Below are 20,111 nucleotides of genomic sequence, written 5' to 3' on the forward strand. Positions count from 1 at the left end.
ACACCTCTTCAGCCATCCAGAAGGTTCCAGATGCCTGATTACGTTCCTACAAATGCTGCGTCCTCGGGCGTGAAACTCGACAAAAAGACGCTCAAATCCATTGCCGCCCGCAGCGACAAGCCCGGCCTGATCTATATCGCGCAGTGGGTTGCCTTCCTGGCCGCCACCTGCACGCTGGTCTGGGCCACGCTCGGCACTCTGTGGATGTGGCCCGCAATGCTGTTGCACGGCATCTTCCTGACAGTGCCTGCCTATTCCTTCAGCCATGAGACCGCCCATGGCACCGCCTTCCGAACCCGCTGGCTGAACGAGGCGGTGCTGTGGATCACATCGCTCCTCTACATGGAGGAGCCGCTGCACCGCCGCTACACCCACACCAACCACCACACCCATACTTGGTGGGTGGGCAAGGACAGCCAGATGCCCTTTGACACGCCAATGGGCTTTGGCGGCTGGCTGGCCGAAATCACCGGTTTTGCGCTGCTGCGCTTCCATATGCAGGTCTTTGTGCATCTGGCGGTGGGCCATTACACCGACACCATGAAGATGGTCACGCCGGAAGGCGAGTTCGCCAAGATGACCCGCAACGCGCGCATCATGCTGGCGATCTATGCGCTGATCGCTGCGGCACCCTTCTTTGGCATCTGGTGGCCGGTCTGGCTGATCGTCATCCCGCGGGTTCTGGGCGCGCCTGTCATGCTGCTGTTCACCCTGATCCAGCATGTGGAGCTGCAGGAGAACTCGCCCTCGATCCTGGAAAGCACCCGCTCGTTCCGCAGCAACTGGCTGGCCGAGTTCCTCTATATGAAGATGAACAACCATGTCGAACACCATCTGTATCCGCAAGTGCCGTTCCACGCGCTGCCGAAACTGGCAGAGGCGGTGCAGGACCAGCTGCCGGAACCGGATCCGGGGTTCTTCAAGACCAACCTCGAGGTGATGTCGGTGGTGCTGCGCCGCAGCCTGGGCCGCCCGACTAAGGCCGCCACCATCCGCCAGGCGCCGCATATGATCACCGACGGCGGCCCGGTCGAGCGCGTCGCGCAGCGGACCATGTGAGGCAGCGATGAAGACCATCTATACCTATGGCGGGCAGCCGGCCCGCCGCAACCTGACCGTCTCCTGCATCCAGGCCAACAAGGCCGCAGGTGTGAAGATGACCCAGGTGGATGCCCAGACCGAGGAAGAGGCCGCCACTTTGGAGGCGCTGGGGATCGACCTGATCACCATCGCCGATGTGGATATCAAAGCCATCCGCCGCGGCGCGCCCAACACCTTTGTCACCGGTTCGCAGACCATGGTGCAATACGCCACCGAGGACGAAGCCCTGCGCGCTGCCATCCGGGTCGCCGAACACGGTGCCGATGCGATCTACACCCCGCGCGGACTGAAAACCGTGGAGCGGCTGGCGGGCGAGGGGCTTTGCGTGCAGGGCCACCTCGGCCTGGTGCCGCGGCTGTCGACCCGGGTGGGCGGCCTGCGCACCATCGGCAAGACCGCGGAAGAGGCGATGCGCCTGTTTCAGGACTTCAAACGGCTGGAGGATGCCGGCGCCTATGCGGCGGAGGTCGAATGCGTCGCGGTGGAGGCGCTGCAGGAGATCAATAAGCGTACCTCGCTGGTCACGCATTCCATCGGTGCGGGCTCGGGCGGCGACATCATCTTCTCCTTCATGATGGACATTTGCGGCGACGTCGAAAACCCGCCGCGCCATGCCAAGGCCTGGGCCGACATGCTGTCGGTGCGCAAAGCCCTGGCAGCCGAGCGCGAGAAAGGCCTCACCGGTTTCCGCGACGAGGTGAAGGCCGGAACCTTCCCCGATGCGGCCCACACCGTCGCCATGACCGGCGGCGAGCACGAGAGGTTGCGCGAAGCGCTGGACAAATGGACGCCGGTTCACGCCTGAACCCGCCGCAACAAAACACAATATTCAGGAGCCAAAAGCATGAGCCAATGGATTGACGCTTGCGCCACCGATGACATCGACGAGGAAGACCTGATCTCCTGGGAGCATGAGGGCAAGTCATACGCGATCTACAACACCGAAAAGGGGTTCTTTGCCTCTGACCTGATGTGCACCCATGAGGAGCAGAGCCTGGAGGACGGGCTGGTGATCGACTGCGTCATCGAATGCCCGCTGCACGGCGGCCGCTTTGACATCTGCACCGGCAAGGCACTGTCGGCGCCGGTGCATGAAGACCTCAAGACCTACCCGGTAAGGGTTGAAGGCGGCCGGGTCTTTGTGGAAATCGGCTGACCAGTTCCTCCCCGGATAGTCAGCTGCTGGCGGCCCTTCGGGGCCGTCTTTTTTGATTGGTGTGCCATCTGATCCTGATCAAGGCAGCGGCCGGCCGCTCTCCCTATGCAAGTACGCAAAGAGACTCGGCAGCTATAGGAGAGACCCCATGTTGCGCCTTGCATCCGTTCTTTATTCGCTGATCGGCAGCAGCCTGGCAGGCGTTGGCGTGATCGTGGTCCTGGTTGCAGGAATGAGCACGGTTCCGGCAATTCTGGCCTCGGCAGCTATTGGCGCGGTCCTGGGTCTGCCGGTGGCCTGGCTGGTGGCCAAGCAGCTTTACACCCGCGGCGCCTGACGCGCTTCAAGCGTTCAGGAACACCCGTGCGGCGGCCTCAAATTCCCGCGGCTTCTCGGCGTGCAGCCAATGGCCCGCGCCGGGCAGCTTGGCAAAGCGGGCGGCGGGGAAGCGGGCGCGGATCAGATCGCGGTGCTCCGGCAGCACATAGTCCGACTCGGCGCCTGACAGGAACAGCGCAGGGCCGCCCCATGACGCCTCCATCCCGGGGAAGGACATGATGTTCGGCATCTGATCCGCCAGCGTGTCCAGGTTCAGCTTCCAGCGCTTGTTCGGGATATCCAGCGACTGGGTGAAAAAGCTCTGCAGGGCCGGTTCCACCCCGGCCTCTGCCAGCTGCGCTGCAGCTTCGGGGCGGCGCTGAACGGTTTCCAGATCCACCGAGCGCATCGCGTGGATGTACTGGATCTGCGTGTGCCCATAGGCCACCGGCGCAATGTCCGCGACCACCAGCCGGCGCACGGCTTCGGGGTAGTTCAGGGCCAGCGTCATCGCCGCCTTGCCGCCCATTGAATGGCCGATCACATCCATCTGTCCGCCATGCGCAGCGATCACTTCGGCCAGATCCGCCGCCAGCTCCGGGTAGGTGTGGCTGTCCGTCCTCGGGCTGTCGCCGTGGTTGCGCATATCCGCAGCCACCACCAGCCGCTCGTCCGACAGGCGCTTGGCAATAACACCCCAGTTGCGGGCCGAGCCATAGAGCCCATGGGCAATCAGAAGCGGCGGTTTGTCCGTGGCGGAGCCATGTGTGATCGTGTTCAGCATACCGCCTTGATAGCCGCGCAGGCAAAGGCTTGCCACCCCCATTGAGGCAGCATGGCTGGCGGAGTAGTGTGGCGCAGAATGCAGTAAAGGGAGAGTGCCAGTATGGCCGCCAGCCTGGAACAGGACATCGAAGACATCCGTGCGCTTTTGAAAGAGCGCGAGCATGCCTCGGGCGACCTGGCCGCCGCGTTGAAACGCGTCCGCCGCCGCATTCCCCGCCGGATCTACAAGCAGGGCATGAAGATCGCGGATGCGCTGCCGCTGCTGGATCATCCCAAACTGCGGCTGACCGTCGATGAAAAACCGCTGCGCGGCGCGGCTCGTGAAGTGAAGGCGCATCTGGAGAAGATCGACCTTGCCGACCGCCGCAAAGGATTCTGGCTGGGCGTGCTGGGCAGCATGGCGTTCTCCGTTCTCGTGGTGCTGGCGCTGCTTGTTATCGTGCTGCGCTGGCGCGGGCTGATCTGAATTCCCGCTTTACGCCGCCGCTCCGGCCGGTATTTTGAACGCGGTTCAAAAAAAGTGAAGGCGGAGCGCCATGGCAGGCAAAGTGGAAGCGCGCAAGGCAGCGCTGCGGGAAAAACTGGTGGAAGCGGCAGAGATCCGCATCGCCCGGGACGGGGCAGGGGCGCTGCGGGCCCGGGATCTGGCACAGGACGCAGGCTGCGCACTGGGGGCGATCTATAATGCTTATGACGATCTGACCGCCATCATCATGGCAGTGAACGGCCGCACCTTCCAGCACCTGGGTGCCGCGGTTGAAGCCTCGGTTGCGGATGCGGGGCAGGAGCCGCCCACCCGCCGCCTGATCCTGATGAGCAACGCCTACCTGCGGTTTGCAGTGGAAAACACCAATCTGTGGCGGGCGCTGTTCGACCTGCAGATGACGGCGGAGGGGCCGGTGCCGGATTGGTACCTGCAAGCACTGGAGGGACTGTTTGCCAACATCGCCCGCCCGGTGGCGGAGCTGTTTCCGGACAAGGGCCCCGAGGAAACCGGCTTGATGGTGCGGGCGCTGTTCTCTTCGGTGCATGGCATCGTGCTGCTGGGGATGGAGCGGCGGATCTCCGGTGTGCCGCCGGAACAAATCGAAGCGATGATTGCCCAGGTTCTTTGCCAGATCGGAAACAGATAGATTTTTTTGAACGGCGTTCAAAATAATTCTTGAACGTCGTTCAGGGATGTGCGATCACTCTGCATGTGAACGATGTTCAAGAAGCGGAGGAAGCGATGTTCAACACTCTGAAGACCCTGATCACCGGTGCCAATGCCCGGGCCGAAGAGCAACTGCGCGAGACCTTCTCGATCGAGCTGATCACCCAGAAGATCCGCGAGGCTGAGGCCAACCTGAAGGCAGCCAAGCTGACCCTGGCCAGCCTGATCCAGCGCCAGCGCGGCGAGCTGCGCCAGGTGGAGGCGCTGGAAGCGCGCATTCGGGATCTGATGGCCCGGGCCGGCGAAGCACTTGAGGCAGGGCGCGAGGATCTGGCTCAAAGCGCAGCCCAGGCTGTGGCCGAGATGGAGAACGAACTGACGGTGCGCCGCCAGACCCTCGACCGGCTGGAGACGCGGATCCTGCAACTGCGCCAGTCGGTCGAAACCGCCAGCCGCCGGATCACCGACTTGAAACAGGGCGCGATTGCCGCCCGCGCCACCCGGCGCGAGCAGGACATCCAGCGCCGCATCCGCAAACATGCGGCCGGCGACAGCCCAGTGGAGGAGGCGGAAGCCCTGATTGGCGAAGTGTTGCAGCGCGACGACCCGTTTGAGCAGGGCGAGATCCTGCGCGAAATCGACGGCGAGCTGAACAACACAACCATCGCCGACGATCTGGCCGACGCAGGCTTCGGCCCCCGCAGCCGCAGCACCGCCGCCGATGTACTGAGCCGGCTGCAATCCAAGAACTGAGCAAAAACAGCTGCTTACCGCACCTGTCGTGCAGTCCCGCCAATCTGATTTTGACCCTGGAGATATTCAATGCTTAACGAAAACACCGACAACAAACTGATCATTCTGCTGAACCTGGCCGGCGTGGGCCTGGCCTATGGGATGCTGGGGATTTCCCTCTGGCTCTCCACTGAGGTGCCGCTGGCAACCAAGGGCTATTGGGCGATGGGCGTGCTCTTGCTGACACTGAGCCTGATCAACGTGGTGAAGTACCGCTTCGACAACCGCTCCAGCGAAGACCGCATCCGCAAGATCGAGGAAGCCCGCAACGAAAAACTGCTGGAAGACGCGCTGAAGGATCAGGGCTCCTCCTACTGATCTGAAGCACCAGCAGGCAAACCGTTCCGGCCACCGGCCGGAGCGGTTTTGCGTTCAGACTGGCGGCAAAGGCTTTTGCCACTCCATCAGGTACAGGTAGGGCACCCGGTTATAGCTGGCCGCACGCGCTCCGCCGGTTGCCAGCGGTTCGTCGAAATGCGTCAGGGTCAGACCTTCTCCAAGCAGGGCCTGCATGTAAAAGGCCTGCGGGCGGTGCCAGTTCCTGATCCGCATGCCCTTCCATTCGCCCCAGTGGGAATGCTCTTCGAAGTAGCGGTCGACGCACATGTGCGACGCGCCATCCTGATCGCGGGTCCAGCCATTTCCCTTGGTCTGCGATGCTGTGGCCCAGCCGTTCAGGTTCGCAATCAGCAGATGCCCGCCGGGCGCCAGGACCCGCGCCATTTCTGACAGTGCGGTCTTGGCATCTGCAATGTCGATCAAAGTCAGGTAGCTGACAGCAATATCGAAACTGGCGTCTTCAAAAGGCAGCGCCTCAGCCTTGCCTTTGACAAAGGCACCGTCCGAAAGGGTCCGTGCGCGGTTCAGCAGTGCCTCTGTCGGGTCCACTCCTGCAACCTGGGACGAATAGGGGGCAGCCATCCTGCAAAACCGCCCCTCGCCGCAGCCGACGTCCAGAACACGCGGATTGTCGCGCAGCTTCACCCGTTCCAGCATCGGCCCGTCCAGAACATGCTGGCGGCTGAAATCCCCATTCTCTCCCATCAGCCTGATCCAGGCCCCGGCAGAGGTGTCCCATCCGTTTTCCATCACTCCCCCCCCCTGGCCCAGAGCACGCGAAGGGGGAGTTCTGATCGCCGAACAGAAGGCTGTCAACGCAAAACCGCCGCAGCTGCTGGGCTGCGGCGGTTTCTGTCTCTCAATCCTGCAAGGCCTTACAGGTTCGGGTAGAGCGGGAACCTGGCGCAGAGGTCCGCCACTTTGGCGCGCACCGCGGCTTCCACATCCGCATTGCCCTCTTCACCGTTGGCCGCCAGCCCGTCGATCACCTCGATGATCAGGTCGGCGATCTGGCGGAATTCCGCCTCGCCGAAGCCGCGGGTGGTGCCTGCGGGCGTGCCCAGGCGCAGGCCCGAGGTCACGGTGGGCTTTTCCGGATCGAACGGGATGCCGTTCTTGTTGGTGGTGATATGGGCGCGGCCCAGCGCCTTGTCGGCGATGTTGCCGGTGACGCCCTTGGGACGCAGGTCGACCAGCATGACGTGCGTATCGGTGCCGCCGGTGACGATGTCCAGCCCGCCCTGGATCAGCTGATCCGCCAGCGCCGCCGCGTTGGCCTTCACCTGTTTCTGGTACTCTTTGAACTCGGGCTTCAGCGCCTCGCCGAAGGCCGCCGCCTTGCCTGCGATCACATGCATCAGCGGGCCGCCCTGGATGCCGGGGAAGATCGCCGAGTTCACTTTCTTGGCAATCGCCTCGTCATTGGTCAGGATCATGCCGCCGCGGGGGCCGCGCAGGGTCTTGTGGGTGGTGGTGGTGGCCACATGCGCATGCGGGAAGGGCGAGGGGTGCTCGCCAGCCGCAACCAGCCCTGCGAAATGCGCCATGTCGACATGCAGATAGGCGCCGACCTTGTCGGCAATGGCGCGGAAGCGGGCAAAGTCGATGACCCGCGGGATCGCCGAACCGCCGGCGATGATCAGCTTCGGCTGGTGCTCGACCGCCAGCGCTTCCAACTGGTCGTAGTCGATCAGGTTGTCGTCGCGGCGCACGCCGTAGGAGACCGCGTTGAACCACTTGCCCGACTGGTTCGGCGCCGCACCGTGGGTCAAGTGGCCGCCGGAGGCCAGATCCATGCCCAGAATGGTGTCGCCGGGCTTCAAGAGCGCCTGGAACACGCCCTGGTTGGCCTGGGAGCCGGAGTTCGGCTGCACGTTGGCAAACTCGCAGCCAAACAGCGCCTTGGCGCGGTCGATCGCCAGGTTTTCGGCCACGTCGACATACTGGCAGCCGCCATAGTAGCGGCGCCCCGGGTAGCCTTCGGCGTATTTGTTGGTCAGCACGGAACCTTGCGCTTCCATCACCGCGGCCGAGACGATGTTCTCGGAGGCGATCAGCTCGATCTCGTCGCGCTGGCGGCCCAGCTCGGCCGTGATCGAGGCAAACAGCTCAGGATCGCGCTCAGAGAGGGACTGGGTGAAAAAGCCGGGGTCACGGGTCGCTTCAGTCATGGTGGCTCCGTTAGAGTAGGGATCAGAATTGAGGGATTTCCTATCGGAAACTTCATTGCGCCGGAACCCCGTAAAACGACATATCCCTGCGACAGAACGGCAACTATGGCCATCGGCGGAAAGCTGTGATTGTTTCGGAACCACATGCCTAACACCGGAAACAGATTTCATGAGTTTGAGAATCGCATTTCTGGCCAGCGACGTGGACGTGGCGCAAGACGCGCTCGAAACGCTGAGCCGCCGCTATGGCCAGGAGACGCCGGAAAAGGCCGATGTGATCGTGGCGTTGGGCGGCGACGGCTTCATGCTGCGCACCCTGCATACCATGGTAAATCACCCGGCGCCGGTCTATGGCATGAACCGCGGCACCGTGGGATTCCTGATGAACGAATACCGCGAGGACGGGCTGATCGAACGCCTGGAGGAAGCCGAGCAGGAGATCATCAACCCGCTGTCCATGACTGCCATGGACCGGCGCGGCAAGGTCCACAAGGCGCTTGCGATCAATGAGGTCTCGCTGCTGCGTGCCGGGCCGCAGGCAGCACGGCTCAGAATTTCGGTGGACGGCCGGGTGCGGATGGATGAACTGGTTTGCGACGGGGCGCTGGTCTCGACGCCTGCGGGCTCCACCGCTTACAACTATTCCGCCCATGGCCCGATCCTGCCGATTGGTGCTGATGTGCTGGCGCTGACAGCCATCGCTGCCTTCCGGCCGCGGCGCTGGCGCGGCGCCTTGCTGCCCAGCAATGCAATGGTGCGCTTTGACGTTCTGGAGGCGGGCAAACGTCCGGTGATGGCAGATGCGGACTCGATTTCGGTGGCGGATATCGACTGGGTGGAGATCCGGACCGACCCGGTCATCCGCCACAAGATCCTGTTCGACCCCGGTCACGGTCTGGAAGAAAGGCTTATTTCCGAGCAGTTTACGTAAGCGTTTAACGCGCCATTCACGAACTTGTGAACTTCCCGGTAACAATTCTGTGCGATCATTTATACACAGGCGGATGTGGATGGCATCTGCCAGGGGCTAAAGAGCCAAGAGCCCTGCCGGTATGTTGTGTTGTACCAGTTTTGCGTTATTTGCCGGTAAAGCCCACGGAACCTGTGCCAGAACGCCGGGTCCGCTAAATGCGGCGAGTTGAGCACGTTTTGTAGTGAGTGACCTGGGTTAGGAAGATCCCCGGGGGCGGTTCGGTCCGTTCCCCGGGACCTTGTGTTTTCAGGGTGCTGGCTAAGCGGCTGAAAGTGCCTGCCCGTCTTTCACTTGTCACCACGGCCAGCCAGCGCAAGACTTGGCCTTGCCTGCACGGGCCGGCAGGAGCAAACGGCCTGAGCGGGCAGGCGGGAAACTCCGGCAACGCCTGCCATTTCAGTAGGGGGGGCGCAGGGGGGGGACCCGACGGCCGGGCAGCGATCTTGCTGTAAGGCGCTGGAATTTGTCAGCCGCCGCCTGTTCCGGAAACCTCCATCTTGTCCCAAAGCGGCAGGCACATGCGGCCTGCTCTGGCTTCGATGGCGGCGCAGGCATCAACCGCCAGATCCTCGCGCCAGCGGCGGGCGGCGATCTGCACATTGATGGGCTGCGGGCCCGCCGGCAGCTGCGCAAGGCGCGCGGGAACCGAGGCCGCAGGCAGCCCGAGGAAATTCATTGCATAGGAATAGACCGCACAGCCCAGCACCTCATGCACCCCTTCCGCACCTTCGGTGTCGCGGTCCGGTTTGAAGAAGGGTTGCGGCAGGAAGGGCGACAAAATCAGCGGGTAGTCTTCCAGGAACAGCGACCAGGCCCTGGCGTAATGCGTGCGCTTGGCCATCATCTGCAACAGCTCGTCTCCGGCAAAGGGCGGGAACTCCTGGAAATAGACCGCAAAGATATCGCGCACGGTCTGCGAGCCGGCCGCATCCACATCGCCTTTCATCAGCGCATAGATTTCCCCCATCAGCGCCCGGTAACCGGTGCGCCCGGCCTCGAACACATTGGGTGGTTCCGCTTCCTCAACCGCATAGCCTGCGTCGGTCAGCGCATCGCGGGCAAAATCCAGCGCCGCCTCGACCTCGGGGTGCAGATCATATCCGTGGGTGTTTTGGGTGAAGGCCACTTTGACCGGGCCGTCCAAGGCCTTTCCGCGCCAGGGCAGGGGCACATGGAACGGGTCGCGCGGGTCCGGTGCGATCAGGCTGGGCATCGACAGGTGCAAATCCTCTGCCGAACGGGTGATCAGCCCCTGCACCGACATCAGCTGCGCCAGCAGCCCGCGTTCCGCTGATTGGCTGGGGTTCCAGGCGGGCACCCGGCCCAGGCCCGGCTTCACGGTGACCGCGCCATTGGCGGCGGCTGGAAAGCGCAAGCTGCCGCCAATGTCATTGCCATGGGCAAGCGCGCCGATCCCGGCCATCACCGCGGCACCGGCACCGCCCGAAGACCCGCCGGGTGAGATATGCCGCCCCCAGGGGTTATGGGTACGCCCATGCAGCGGATTGTCGGTATCGGCGCGGAAGGAAAACTCCGGCGTGTTGGTGCGCCCGATCACCACCGCGCCTGCCCTTTGCAGGTTCTCAACAACCGGGGCGTCAGCGGGGGCAATCAGATCCTTCAGCGCGGTAACACCGTTGGAGGTGGCATGCCCCTCCTGGTCGATATTGATCTTGATGGTGACCGGCACGCCGTGCAGAGGTCCTGGTTCGGCACCGGACGCACGGGCCTTGTCCAGAGCGCGGGCCCGTTCCAGAGCTTCAGTGCTAAGATCCTCGACCACCGCATTCAAGGCCGGATTTACTTCTGCCATGCGGCTGACAGAGGCTTCGACGGCCGTCTCCGCGCTCAGGTCTCCTGCGCGGGTCAGCGCCGTCAGCTCTGCAGCGCTCAGGCGCCAGATGTCCGGATATGTCATGCGCAAGCCTCCTTGTCCGCAGCCTAGGCGGGCAGGGCAGAGTTGCAAGCGAAACCGGACGGCAGCGCGCCGGAATTCCGCGGGAATTCCGGCCTGTTTTCCGGCGCGGAAAACAGGCTCCGCCTTCGGGCGGAGCCTAGAAAAATCCTCGCAGGATTTTTGACCGTTTCCCGCGCCGGGAAACGCGTGCGTTACTTGGCGTAGCCGATGCTCTGCAACGCAACAGTGATCTCATCCAGGATTGCCGGGTCGTCGATCGTTGCCGGCATCTTCCAGGGCGTGCTATCTGCGATGTTCACCATGGTGCCGCGCAGGATCTTGCCGGAGCGGGTCTTGGGCAGGCGATCCACCACCACCGCCAGTTTGAAAGCGGCAACCGGGCCGATCTTCTCGCGCACCAGCTTCACGACCTCGGCCACCACGTCGCCGTGGTCGCGGTCCGCACCGGCATTGAGGCACAGAAAGCCCACCGGCATCTGCCCCTTGAGACTGTCGGCGACGCCGATCACGGCGCATTCTGCCACGTCCGGATGGCCCGCCAGTACCTCTTCCATGCCACCGGTCGAGAGGCGATGCCCGGCCACGTTGATCACATCATCGGTGCGCGCCATGATGTAGAGGTAGCCGTCCTCGTCCTTCATGCCCGCATCGCCGGTCTCGTAATAGCCGGGGAAGGTGGTGAGATAGCTTTTCCTGAACCGGTCCTCGGCATTCCAAAGCGTCGGCAATGTACCCGGCGGCAGCGGCAGTTTCACCGCAATGGCCCCCAGCTCGCCCGGCGCCACCGGGTTGCCGCCTTCATCCAGGATGTCCACCTCATAGCCCGGCATTGGCACCGCAGGCGAACCAAGCTTGGTCGGCAGTTCTTCAATCCCCAAGGGGTTCGCCGCAATCGACCAGCCGGTCTCTGTCTGCCACCAGTGATCGACCACCGGCACCTTCAGCTGCTCCTGTGCCCAGGTGATGGTGTCGGGGTCGGCGCGCTCGCCGGCCAGATACACCTGGCTCAGGCAGGAGAGGTCGTATTTCCTGACGTAGCCGCCCTTGGGATCCTCGCGCTTCACGGCGCGAAAAGCAGTGGGGGCGGTGAAGAAGCTTTTCACCCTATGCTCGGAAATCACCCGCCAGAAGGTGCCCGCATCCGGCGTACCGACGGGCTTACCTTCAAACACGATGGTGGTGTTGCCGTGGATCAGCGGCGCATAGCAGATATAGCTGTGGCCCACGACCCAGCCCACATCCGACGCGGCCCAGAACACATCGCCGGGATCGACGTTATAGATATTCTTCATGGTCCAGTTCAGTGCCACCAGCTGGCCCGCGGTGTGCCGGATGACGCCCTTGGGCTGACCGGTGGTGCCGGAGGTGTAAAGGATATAGGAGGGGTGGTTGCCCTCGACCGGGACACATTCCGCAGGCTCCACACCGTACTGGAAGCCGTGCCAGTTCACGTCGCGGCCTGGGGTCAGCTCGGCCACCTCCTGCTCGCGCTGGAAGATCACGCAGAAGTCGGGCTTGTGCGCGGCCAGCTCAATCGCGCCGTCCAGCAGCGGCTTGTAATGCACGGTGCGGCCCGGCTCGATGCCGCAGGAGGCGGCGATGATCGCCTTGGGCTTGGCATCGTCGATCCGCACCGCCAGTTCATTGGAGGCAAAGCCGCCGAACACCACCGAATGCACCGCGCCAATGCGGGCGCAGGCCAGCATCGCTTCCAGCGCCTCGGGGATCATCGGCATGTAGATGATCACGCGGTCGCCTTTCTCCACCCCCTTGGCGCGCAGGGCGCCTGCCAGGGTGGCAACGCGGTTGCGCAGCTCGGCATAGGAGATCGCACGTTTGGTCTGGGTGACCGGGCTGTCATAGATGATGGCAGTCTGCTCGCCGCGGCCTTCCTCGACATGGCGGTCAACGGCATTGTAGCAAGTGTTCACCTTGGCATCGGCAAACCACTCGTAAAGCCCGTCGCCCTTGTCAAACAGCGCCTGCTTCGGGGCCTGGTCCCAGCTGATCGCCTGTGCGGCCTCCATCCAGAAACCTTCCGGGTCCCGCTGCCAGCTGGCGTAAATGTCCTGATATCCCATGGTGTTCATCTCCTCCTGCCTTCTGCCTAGGCGAGAATGCGGCAAACGGGCAAGTTTTCAGCCGGTCCCACGCAAGGTTGGTCAAGGAATTTACAGCTTCACGCCTTGGACTCCGGGAGCCTGTAAAATGTTTACAGCAAAGCCGCAGTTAGCAGGCGGACGGCTTTGCAAACCGGGCTTTGCTGCAGAATAATCAGCGCTCACGGCCCGGATTTGCAAATCTGCAAATAACGCAGCTGCAAACCCGGGCGTGTGACCGGGAATCACCCGCCTGCGGATTTTGCATAGCGGGGCAGGCTGTCCTTCAGGTCCAGCCAGGTGACATGTTCGGAGTGGAAGACGTGAAACCGCGGCGGCATATCGCTGGGGCTTTCCAGCGTCGCCGTGTAGAGGTGAATGTTCACCGTGTCGCGCGCATTGCGGTAGGCCATCTGGGTGCCGCAGGCACCGCAGAACAGCCGTTCGACAGTCTCCGAGGACTTGTAAACCGCGGGCGCCGCGCCGGACCATTCCACCGCGTCATGCGGCAGACCGAAAAATGCGGTGACAGGTGCCGCGCAGTTGCGGCGGCAATCGGCGCAGTGGCAATAGCAGCTCCAGGCCGCCTCGGCCTGGCTCTCCCAATGCACGGCGCCGCAGTGGCAATGCCCTCTCATGACTGGTCCCCCTTGCTGGCCTCCCGGGATGGGCGGCCAGCGGAAATTGCCCAGCCGCGGGGTTAACCGTAGTGCGCCACCGGGGTGCCGGCAATGGCGGCCATGTTCAAAAGCCCGCGCGCGGTGATCGACGGTGAAACGATATGCGCCCGGTTGCCCATGCCCATCAGGATCGGCCCCACTTCCAGCCCGCCGGCCCGCATCTTGAGGATGTTGCGCACACCAGAGGCCGCATCCGCATGGGCAAAGATCAGCACGTTGGCCGCACCCTCCAGCCGCGAGTTGGGGAAGATCCGCCCGCGCAGTTCAGGGTCCAGCGCGGTGTCGATATTCATCTCGCCCTCATAGGCGAAATCCCGGCGCTTGCCGTCCAGGATCTCCAGCGCGTCCCGCAGGCGCGAGCCGGTGTCGCAGGAGATATTGCCGAACTGCGATTGCGAGCACAGCGCGATTTTCGGCTCAATGCCAAAGCGGCGCACATGGCGGGCGGCGCCCATCACGGTTTCGGCGATCTGCGCCGGGGTCGGTTCAATCCGCACATGGGTGTCGGCAATGAACAGCGGCCCGTCCTCCAGGATCATCATCGAAAGCGCCCCATGCGGCGAATAGCTGTTGCCGCCCAGAACCTGCTGCACATAATTCAGGTGCCAGCGGTACTCGCCAAAGGTGCCGCAGATCAGGCTGTCTGCCTCACCCCGGTGCACCATGATGGCGCCGATGGCGGTGGTGTTGGTGCGCATGATCGCCTTGGCCAGATCCGGTGTTACCCCTTTGCGCTGCATCACCTTGTGGTAGCTGTTCCAGTAATCGTAATAGCGCGGGTCGTTTTCCGGGTTCACCAGCTGGAAATCCCGGCCCGGGCGCACATCCAGCCCCAGTTTCTCGCAGCGCCGCTCGATCACCTCGGGCCGGCCGATCAGGACCGGGGTTTCGGTGGTTTCCTCCAGGATCGCCTGCGCGGCCCGCAGCACCCGCTCATCCTCGCCCTCGGCAAAGACAATACGGCGGGCAGCAGCGCGGGCGGCCTCAAACACCGGACGCATCAAAAGCGCCGATTTGAACACCGTCTGGTTCAGCTTCTGCTTATAGGCGCCCATGTTCTCGATCGGCCTTGTGGCCACGCCGCTTTCCATCGCCGCCTTGGCCACGGCAGAGGAAACCACTGCCACCAGGCGCGGATCAAAGGGCTTCGGGATCAGGTAGTCGGCACCGAAATTCAGCTGCTCGCCTTTATAGGCTGCCGCAGCCTCGGCGCTGGTCGTGGCGCGGGCGAGTTCAGCAATGCCGTCGACACAGGCAATCTGCATTTCGTCGTTGATCTCGGTCGCGCCTACGTCCAGCGCCCCCCGGAAGATGAACGGGAAACACAGCACGTTGTTGACCTGATTGGGAAAATCGCTGCGGCCCGTGGCGATGATCGCATCCGGTGCCACCTTGCGCGCCTGTTCCGGCATGATCTCCGGCGTCGGATTGGCCAGTGCAAAGATGATCGGGCGCTTGGCCATCTTTGCCACCATTTCCGGCTTCAGCACATTGGGGCCGGACAGGCCAAGAAACAGGTCTGCCCCCTCCACAACCTCGTCCAATGTTCGTTTGTCAGAGGCCTGGGCAAAGGCCGCTTTCTGCGGGTTCATGTCCTCCTCGCGGCCCTCATAGACCAGCCCGTGAATGTCGCACAGCCAGATGTTCTCGCGCTTCACCCCCAGCTTCACCAGCATGTTCAGGCAGGCAATTCCGGCCGCACCGCCGCCGGTGGACGCGATCTTAATGTCTTCAAAGGACTTCCCCGCCACATGCAACGCGTTCTTGGCTGCAGCTCCCACCACAATCGCAGTGCCGTGCTGGTCATCGTGGAAAACCGGAATGCCCATCCGCTCCCGGCAGATCTTCTCGACGATGAAGCAATCCGGCGCTTTGATGTCTTCAAGATTGATGGCGCCAAAGGTCGGCTCCAGCGAACAGACGATATCCGCCAGCTTCTCCGGGTCGCTTTCGTTTACTTCAATGTCAAAGCAATCAATGCCTGCGAAATTCTTGAACAGAACCGCCTTGCCCTCCATCACCGGTTTGGAGGCCAGTGCGCCGATGTTGCCGAGCCCCAGAACCGCCGAGCCGTTCGATACAACCGCAACGAGATTTCCGCGCGAAGTATAGCGGGCGGCATTGGCCGCATCGGCCTTGATCTCGGTACAGGCTTCCGCCACGCCGGGCGAATAGGCCCGGGCCAGGTCGCGTCCATTGGCCATCGGCTTGGTCGCGCGGATCTCCAGCTTACCGGGCTGCGGAAACTCGTGATAGTTGAGCGCAGCTTGGCGCAGGTTCTGTGAATCGGACATCAGGCGCTCCTCGGAAACTCTATTGTTTAGCGTTAAACCATTTTTTCTGCCGGAAACCTAGCCCAAACTGACGCAAATGGACGCGGCGGCAGAGGCGGCGGCGGGTTCTTGCAATCACACTGCCGCAAGGCCACTCTCCTGCCAAATGAATTGGGAGTTAAAAATGAGCGACGTAATCGCCGAATTCCGCCTGCCGACAGATGAACTGCGCAACGATATTCCGTTTTACACCAAGGTTTTGGGGATGAAGATGGATATGATCTATCCGGCGGACGACCCGCGCACTGCCGTCTTCTCCGGACACGGGCTGCGGCTCAGGGTAGAAAAGGGCGCCGCGGAAGGCCCCGGCACAATCCGCATTCTGACGGAAGATCCTGATGGATTTGCCAAAGGACAGCGCCGCCTGACCGCCCCCAACGGCACCAAAATCGAGATCGAAGAACGCCACCCGCCGATGGTGATGCCCGAGACAGTGCACAGTTTCGTGGTCCGCCGCCTGAAAGATCAGGCGCCCTGGATCATCGGCCGCGCGGGCATGCATTACCGCGACCTGGTGCCGGACCGGCTGGGGGGCTCGATCATCGCCAGCCACATCCGCATTCCCGACGGCGGCCCGGTGCCCGACATGGTGCATTTCCACCGGGTCGGCTTCCAACTGATCTTCTGCATCCATGGCTGGGTCGATGTGGTCTACGAGGATCAGGGCAAAAAGATGCGCCTGACCGCAGGCGATTGCTTCATCCAGCCCCCCGAAATCCGCCACCGGGTGCTGGAGGCCAGCGACAACGTGCAGGTGATCGAGATCGGCGTGCCGGCAGAGCATGTCACCGAAATCGACCACGAAATGACCCTGCCAACGCCGCATTACCGCCCTGAACGGGAATGGCAGGGACAGCGGTTCGTCTACAACAAGGCCGAAGGTGCCGAGTGGACGCCGTTCCGCCTGCCGGGCTACATCTGCCGCGACACCACCATTGCGGATAACACCAAGGGCGTCGCGGGCGTGCAGGTGGTGCGCCGGGGCGCGGGCGATCCGCAATGGGCCGCGCATGACACCGACATCGACTTCACCTTTGTGATGAACGGTGAAGTCACGCTGGAGGGCGAAGGCCGCGAGCCGTACCGCCTGGAGCAGGGCGATGCCTTTGTCATCCCGCCCGGCATGAAGACCCGCCTCAGCGATCCGTCTGACGATGTGGAACTGCTGGAAGTCACGCTGCCCGGCGTTTTCAATACCGTGTTGGGCTGACACGGAACCGCTGGGCCGCCCGCGGCCCGGCCCGCTCCTCAAGAAAGAGGCTTCACCTTCCCCGGCACCTGCCGCTATCCTGCGGCATCTTGACCAAATGATCAAAAACCGGGGAATCACCATGAGCCTCAAAGCCGCCGCCACCGCTGTCCGCGAAAACGCCCACGCGCCCTATTCCAATTTCAAGGTTGGCGCCGCCATCCGCTCTGCCTCGGGTCAGATCTATGTGGGCTGCAACGTCGAAAACGTGGCCTACCCGGAGGGCACCTGCGCCGAAGCCGGCGCCATCGCCGCCATGGTGGCCGCTGGAGAGACGGAACTGGCCGAGGTCTATGTGATCGCCGACAGCCCGGCGCCGGTGCCGCCCTGCGGCGGCTGCCGCCAGAAGCTCAAGGAATTCGGCGCAGGCAGCGTCAAGGTGACCATGGGCACCACCGATGGCGCCGAGCGGGAAACCACCATCGGCGACCTGCTGCCCGGCGCCTTTGATGCGGGCCATATGGAGCGGACCTGATGGACGCCCGCGCCATCAACGCACAGCTGCGGCGCGGTGATACACCCGGCGAGGACGCGCTGCGCTGGTTTGCCGAAGGTCTGGCCAGCGGTGCGGTATCTGACGCCCAGGCCGGCGCCTTTGCCATGGCGGTCTGCCTTCAGGGCCTGAGTGTCGAAGGCCGCCGCGCCCTGACGCTGGCGATGCGCGACACCGGCGATGTGCTTGCATGGGACCTGGACGGCCCGGTGCTGGACAAGCATTCCACCGGCGGCGTGGGCGATTGCGTCTCGCTGCTGCTGGCGCCGGCTCTGGCGGCCTGCGGCGCCTATGTGCCGATGATTTCGGGGCGCGGGCTGGGCCACACCGGCGGCACGCTGGACAAGCTGGAGGCCATCCCCGGCGTCTCCACCAGCGTCAGCGAAGACCATCTGCGCCGCATGATGCAGGACACCGGCTGCGCCATCGTTGGCGCCACGGCGCAGATCGCTCCGGCGGACAAGCGGCTTTATGCAATCCGCGATGTGACCGCGACGGTGGAAAGCCTGGACCTGATCACCGCCTCAATCCTGTCCAAGAAACTCGCCGCCTCCCCGGACGCGCTGGTGCTGGACGTGAAAATCGGCTCCGGCGCCTTTATGAAGACTGCGGATGATGCCCGCGCGCTGGCGCAATCGCTGTGCGACACTGCCAATGCGGCGGGCTGCAAGACCTCGGCGCTGATCACCGACATGAACCAGCCGCTGGCGCCCGCGCTTGGCAACGCGCTGGAGGTGGCAGAGGTGATGCAAGTGCTGACCGGCGGCGCACAAGGCCCGCTGGCTGAGATAACCGCCATTCTGGGCGGTGAACTGCTGGCCCTGTCAGGCCTCGCAGCCGAGGCAAGGGGAGGTGCAGCAAAGATTGCAGCAACCCTCAGCGACGGCCAGGCGGCGGAGCGTTTCTCCCGGATGATCGCCGCCATGGGAGGTCCTGCGGATTTTGCCGCCAGCTGGCAGGACCATCTTCCCGGCGCCGAAGTGGTGCGGGAGGTGAAAGCGCCCTCTGCCGGCTATGTGACAGCCATGAACGGAGAGGCGCTTGGCCTGGCGGTTGTCGCCCTTGGCGGCGGCCGGATGGTCGAGAGCGACCGTATCCACCCGGGCGTCGGGATTTCGGACATCGTCCGCCTGGGCGAGAACATCGGGGCAGGGGAGACGCTTGCCCGCATCCACGCCGCCAGCGATGACGCGGCAGACATGGCAGAGGCCGCAGCCTTTGCAGCCATCTCCATCGGCGATGTGCCGGACACCCTGCCGCCGCTGGTTCACGAAAGGATCTGCTGATGCCCCGTGCCTTTCTTGTGGTGATGGATTCCGCAGGCATCGGCGGCGCGCCGGATGCCGGCACCTTCTTCAACGGCGACCTGCCGGACCTCGGCGCCAACACGCTGGCCCATATCGCCCAAGCCTGCGCAGCGGGTGAGGCCGAGGACGGGCGCAGCGGCCCGCTTGACCTGCCGAACCTGGAACGCCTCGGCCTGGGGGCCGCGATGCGGCTGGCGTCCTCGGTGCCGTTTTCGGGGCTGAACGCCGAACCGCAGGGGATGTGGGGCTGCGCCAGCGAGCTGAGCCGCGGCAAGGACACGCCGTCAGGCCATTGGGAACTGGCCGGCCTGCCGGTGCCCTGGGACTGGCACTACTTCCCCGACCAGGCGCCCTCCTTCCCCGAAGACCTGACCACCTTTGTCGCCGGGCAGGCCGGCACCGACGGCATTCTTGGCAATTGCCACGCCTCCGGCACCAAAATCATCAACGGCCTTGGCGCGGAACACATGCGGACCGGCAAACCGATCTGCTACACCTCAGCCGACAGCGTCTTCCAGATCGCCGCGCATGAGGAAAGCTTCGGCCTCGACCGCCTGCTGGCCCTGTGCGAGGCCGTTGCCCCGCGGCTGCATGCGATGAAGGTCGGCCGGGTCATTGCCCGCCCCTTCACCGGCACGCCGGAGCAGGGCTTCACCCGCACCGCCAACCGCCGCGACTATGCCATTACCCCGCCCGCGCCGGTGCTGACCAACTGGGTGCAGGACGCGGGGCGCAAGGTCCATGCGATCGGCAAGATCGGCGATATCTTCACCATGTCCGGCATCGACACCCTGAAAAAGGGCCCGGATGCCAAACTGATGCAGCACCTTTTTGACGCGGTGGAGACGGCGGAGGACGGCAGCCTCACCTTCGCCAATTTTGTCGAGTTCGACAGTCACTACGGCCACACCCGTGACATTTCCGGCTATGCCCGCGCGCTGGAGTGGTTCGACGCGGAATTGGGCCGCCTGCTGCCGCGCTTGCGCAAGGGCGACATGCTGCTGCTGACTGCCGATCACGGCAACGACCCCAGCTGGCCTGGCTCCGACCACACCCGCGAACAGGTGCCTGTTCTGATCGCAGGGCTTGACGCCGGCAGTATCGGGCAGGTCAAATTCGCCGATGTGGCCGCGTCTGTTGCGGCCCACCTGAATGTCCCGGCCCAAGGCCCCGGCAAGCGATTTCTTTGACCTGATGGTCAAAACCTGCTTGCCTGCCGCCGCCAAGCCCGTAAAAGCGCGCA

General features: G+C 63.6%; 20 protein-coding genes. 13 read left to right on the top strand and 7 right to left on the bottom strand.

What is annotated here, in order from left to right; all coding sequences use genetic code 11:
• The first annotated feature begins 30 nt into the window (after positions 1-30).
• The 4 genes from ACXAEH_RS03240 (at position 31) to ACXAEH_RS03255 (ending at position 2,594) form a co-directional block, all read left to right on the top strand.
• Positions 31-1,059 carry a fatty acid desaturase gene (locus ACXAEH_RS03240; RefSeq protein WP_475031051.1) on the top strand — a complete coding sequence of 343 codons (1,029 nt, stop codon included), beginning with the start codon at positions 31-33 and terminating at the stop codon, positions 1,057-1,059.
• A gap of 7 nt (positions 1,060-1,066) precedes the next feature.
• Positions 1,067-1,906: a 3-methyl-2-oxobutanoate hydroxymethyltransferase gene (locus ACXAEH_RS03245; RefSeq protein ID WP_475031052.1), complete on the top strand. Its 840-nt coding sequence runs from the start codon at positions 1,067-1,069 to the stop codon at positions 1,904-1,906.
• A 39-nt stretch (positions 1,907-1,945) separates the two neighbouring features.
• Positions 1,946-2,257, top strand: a complete 312-nt coding sequence (locus ACXAEH_RS03250) for a non-heme iron oxygenase ferredoxin subunit (RefSeq protein ID WP_475031053.1) — start codon at positions 1,946-1,948, stop codon at positions 2,255-2,257.
• 148 nt (positions 2,258-2,405) lie between these two features.
• Positions 2,406-2,594, top strand: coding sequence for a hypothetical protein (locus ACXAEH_RS03255; protein WP_475031054.1), 189 nt, complete (start codon positions 2,406-2,408; stop codon positions 2,592-2,594).
• Positions 2,595-2,600: 6 nt separating this feature from the next.
• Here ACXAEH_RS03255 and ACXAEH_RS03260 read toward each other — a convergent pair whose 3' ends face one another.
• Positions 2,601-3,401, bottom strand: a complete 801-nt coding sequence (locus ACXAEH_RS03260; RefSeq protein ID WP_475031055.1) for an alpha/beta fold hydrolase — start codon at positions 3,399-3,401, stop codon at positions 2,601-2,603.
• 60 nt (positions 3,402-3,461) lie between these two features.
• On the opposite strand from ACXAEH_RS03260, the gene ACXAEH_RS03265 reads away from it, so the two are divergent.
• The 4 genes from ACXAEH_RS03265 to ACXAEH_RS03280 all read left to right on the top strand — a co-directional run bounded on the left by ACXAEH_RS03265 (position 3,462) and on the right by ACXAEH_RS03280 (position 5,624).
• Positions 3,462-3,827: a hypothetical protein gene (locus ACXAEH_RS03265; RefSeq protein ID WP_475031056.1), complete on the top strand. Its 366-nt coding sequence runs from the start codon at positions 3,462-3,464 to the stop codon at positions 3,825-3,827.
• 70 nt (positions 3,828-3,897) lie between these two features.
• Positions 3,898-4,494 carry a TetR/AcrR family transcriptional regulator gene (locus ACXAEH_RS03270; RefSeq protein ID WP_475031057.1) on the top strand — a complete coding sequence of 199 codons (597 nt, stop codon included), beginning with the start codon at positions 3,898-3,900 and terminating at the stop codon, positions 4,492-4,494.
• 95 nt (positions 4,495-4,589) lie between these two features.
• On the top strand, positions 4,590-5,267 hold the full coding sequence (locus ACXAEH_RS03275; RefSeq protein ID WP_475035509.1) for a PspA/IM30 family protein: 678 nt from the start codon (positions 4,590-4,592) through the stop codon (positions 5,265-5,267).
• Positions 5,268-5,336: 69 nt separating this feature from the next.
• Positions 5,337-5,624: a YiaA/YiaB family inner membrane protein gene (locus ACXAEH_RS03280; RefSeq protein ID WP_475031058.1), complete on the top strand. Its 288-nt coding sequence runs from the start codon at positions 5,337-5,339 to the stop codon at positions 5,622-5,624.
• Positions 5,625-5,678: 54 nt separating this feature from the next.
• On the opposite strand, the gene ACXAEH_RS03285 is transcribed toward ACXAEH_RS03280, so the two are convergent.
• Positions 5,679-6,395, bottom strand: coding sequence for a class I SAM-dependent methyltransferase (locus ACXAEH_RS03285; protein ID WP_475031059.1), 717 nt, complete (start codon positions 6,393-6,395; stop codon positions 5,679-5,681).
• A gap of 125 nt (positions 6,396-6,520) precedes the next feature.
• Entirely contained in the window at positions 6,521-7,816 is a 1,296-nt protein-coding gene (gene glyA, locus ACXAEH_RS03290; RefSeq protein WP_475031060.1) for a serine hydroxymethyltransferase, read from the bottom strand.
• A gap of 169 nt (positions 7,817-7,985) precedes the next feature.
• Between glyA and ACXAEH_RS03295 the strand changes: the two genes are divergently transcribed.
• Positions 7,986-8,747 carry an NAD kinase gene (locus ACXAEH_RS03295; protein WP_475031061.1) on the top strand — a complete coding sequence of 254 codons (762 nt, stop codon included), beginning with the start codon at positions 7,986-7,988 and terminating at the stop codon, positions 8,745-8,747.
• A 508-nt stretch (positions 8,748-9,255) separates the two neighbouring features.
• Here the strand turns inward: ACXAEH_RS03295 and ACXAEH_RS03300 are convergent.
• From ACXAEH_RS03300 to ACXAEH_RS03315, 4 genes are all read right to left on the bottom strand, one after another.
• Positions 9,256-10,707: an amidase family protein gene (locus tag ACXAEH_RS03300; protein ID WP_475031062.1), complete on the bottom strand. Its 1,452-nt coding sequence runs from the start codon at positions 10,705-10,707 to the stop codon at positions 9,256-9,258.
• Positions 10,708-10,898: 191 nt separating this feature from the next.
• Positions 10,899-12,788, bottom strand: a complete 1,890-nt coding sequence (gene prpE / locus ACXAEH_RS03305) for a propionate-CoA ligase PrpE (protein WP_475031063.1) — start codon at positions 12,786-12,788, stop codon at positions 10,899-10,901.
• Between the two features lie 263 nt (positions 12,789-13,051).
• On the bottom strand, positions 13,052-13,444 hold the full coding sequence (locus tag ACXAEH_RS03310; RefSeq protein ID WP_475031064.1) for a GFA family protein: 393 nt from the start codon (positions 13,442-13,444) through the stop codon (positions 13,052-13,054).
• 62 nt (positions 13,445-13,506) lie between these two features.
• A complete protein-coding gene (locus tag ACXAEH_RS03315) occupies positions 13,507-15,780 on the bottom strand; it encodes an NADP-dependent malic enzyme (protein ID WP_475031065.1) in 2,274 nt (757 codons plus the stop codon).
• Positions 15,781-15,943: 163 nt separating this feature from the next.
• Between ACXAEH_RS03315 and ACXAEH_RS03320 the strand changes: the two genes are divergently transcribed.
• From ACXAEH_RS03320 to ACXAEH_RS03335, 4 genes are all read left to right on the top strand, one after another.
• Complete coding sequence (locus tag ACXAEH_RS03320) at positions 15,944-17,029, top strand: cupin domain-containing protein (RefSeq protein ID WP_475031066.1); 1,086 nt, start codon at positions 15,944-15,946, stop codon at positions 17,027-17,029.
• Positions 17,030-17,126: 97 nt separating this feature from the next.
• Positions 17,127-17,543, top strand: coding sequence for a cytidine deaminase (locus tag ACXAEH_RS03325; protein ID WP_475031067.1), 417 nt, complete (start codon positions 17,127-17,129; stop codon positions 17,541-17,543).
• Positions 17,543-18,847 (top strand): thymidine phosphorylase, encoded by a 1,305-nt coding sequence (locus ACXAEH_RS03330; RefSeq protein WP_475031068.1) that lies wholly within the window; start codon positions 17,543-17,545, stop codon positions 18,845-18,847. Before ACXAEH_RS03325 ends, ACXAEH_RS03330 begins: the two co-directional genes overlap by 1 nt.
• Positions 18,847-20,058 (top strand): phosphopentomutase, encoded by a 1,212-nt coding sequence (locus ACXAEH_RS03335; RefSeq protein WP_475031069.1) that lies wholly within the window; start codon positions 18,847-18,849, stop codon positions 20,056-20,058. The genes ACXAEH_RS03330 and ACXAEH_RS03335 overlap by 1 nt, the downstream gene beginning before the upstream one ends.
• Positions 20,059-20,111 lie beyond the last annotated feature (53 nt).

The organism is Leisingera sp. ABM4_060 (assembly GCF_056158765.1).

Coding starts and splice junctions, on each gene's coding strand:
- ACXAEH_RS03240 (WP_475031051.1), top strand. CDS start 31: ATGCCTGATTACGTTCCTACAAATGCTGCGTCCTCGGGCGTGAAACTC.
- ACXAEH_RS03245 (WP_475031052.1), top strand. CDS start 1,067: ATGAAGACCATCTATACCTATGGCGGGCAGCCGGCCCGCCGCAACCTG.
- ACXAEH_RS03250 (WP_475031053.1), top strand. CDS start 1,946: ATGAGCCAATGGATTGACGCTTGCGCCACCGATGACATCGACGAGGAA.
- ACXAEH_RS03255 (WP_475031054.1), top strand. CDS start 2,406: ATGTTGCGCCTTGCATCCGTTCTTTATTCGCTGATCGGCAGCAGCCTG.
- ACXAEH_RS03260 (WP_475031055.1), bottom strand. CDS start 3,401: ATGGGGGTGGCAAGCCTTTGCCTGCGCGGCTATCAAGGCGGTATGCTG.
- ACXAEH_RS03265 (WP_475031056.1), top strand. CDS start 3,462: ATGGCCGCCAGCCTGGAACAGGACATCGAAGACATCCGTGCGCTTTTG.
- ACXAEH_RS03270 (WP_475031057.1), top strand. CDS start 3,898: ATGGCAGGCAAAGTGGAAGCGCGCAAGGCAGCGCTGCGGGAAAAACTG.
- ACXAEH_RS03275 (WP_475035509.1), top strand. CDS start 4,590: ATGTTCAACACTCTGAAGACCCTGATCACCGGTGCCAATGCCCGGGCC.
- ACXAEH_RS03280 (WP_475031058.1), top strand. CDS start 5,337: ATGCTTAACGAAAACACCGACAACAAACTGATCATTCTGCTGAACCTG.
- ACXAEH_RS03285 (WP_475031059.1), bottom strand. CDS start 6,395: ATGGAAAACGGATGGGACACCTCTGCCGGGGCCTGGATCAGGCTGATG.
- glyA (WP_475031060.1), bottom strand. CDS start 7,816: ATGACTGAAGCGACCCGTGACCCCGGCTTTTTCACCCAGTCCCTCTCT.
- ACXAEH_RS03295 (WP_475031061.1), top strand. CDS start 7,986: ATGAGTTTGAGAATCGCATTTCTGGCCAGCGACGTGGACGTGGCGCAA.
- ACXAEH_RS03300 (WP_475031062.1), bottom strand. CDS start 10,707: ATGACATATCCGGACATCTGGCGCCTGAGCGCTGCAGAGCTGACGGCG.
- prpE (WP_475031063.1), bottom strand. CDS start 12,788: ATGGGATATCAGGACATTTACGCCAGCTGGCAGCGGGACCCGGAAGGT.
- ACXAEH_RS03310 (WP_475031064.1), bottom strand. CDS start 13,444: ATGAGAGGGCATTGCCACTGCGGCGCCGTGCATTGGGAGAGCCAGGCC.
- ACXAEH_RS03315 (WP_475031065.1), bottom strand. CDS start 15,780: ATGTCCGATTCACAGAACCTGCGCCAAGCTGCGCTCAACTATCACGAG.
- ACXAEH_RS03320 (WP_475031066.1), top strand. CDS start 15,944: ATGAGCGACGTAATCGCCGAATTCCGCCTGCCGACAGATGAACTGCGC.
- ACXAEH_RS03325 (WP_475031067.1), top strand. CDS start 17,127: ATGATCAAAAACCGGGGAATCACCATGAGCCTCAAAGCCGCCGCCACC.
- ACXAEH_RS03330 (WP_475031068.1), top strand. CDS start 17,543: ATGGACGCCCGCGCCATCAACGCACAGCTGCGGCGCGGTGATACACCC.
- ACXAEH_RS03335 (WP_475031069.1), top strand. CDS start 18,847: ATGCCCCGTGCCTTTCTTGTGGTGATGGATTCCGCAGGCATCGGCGGC.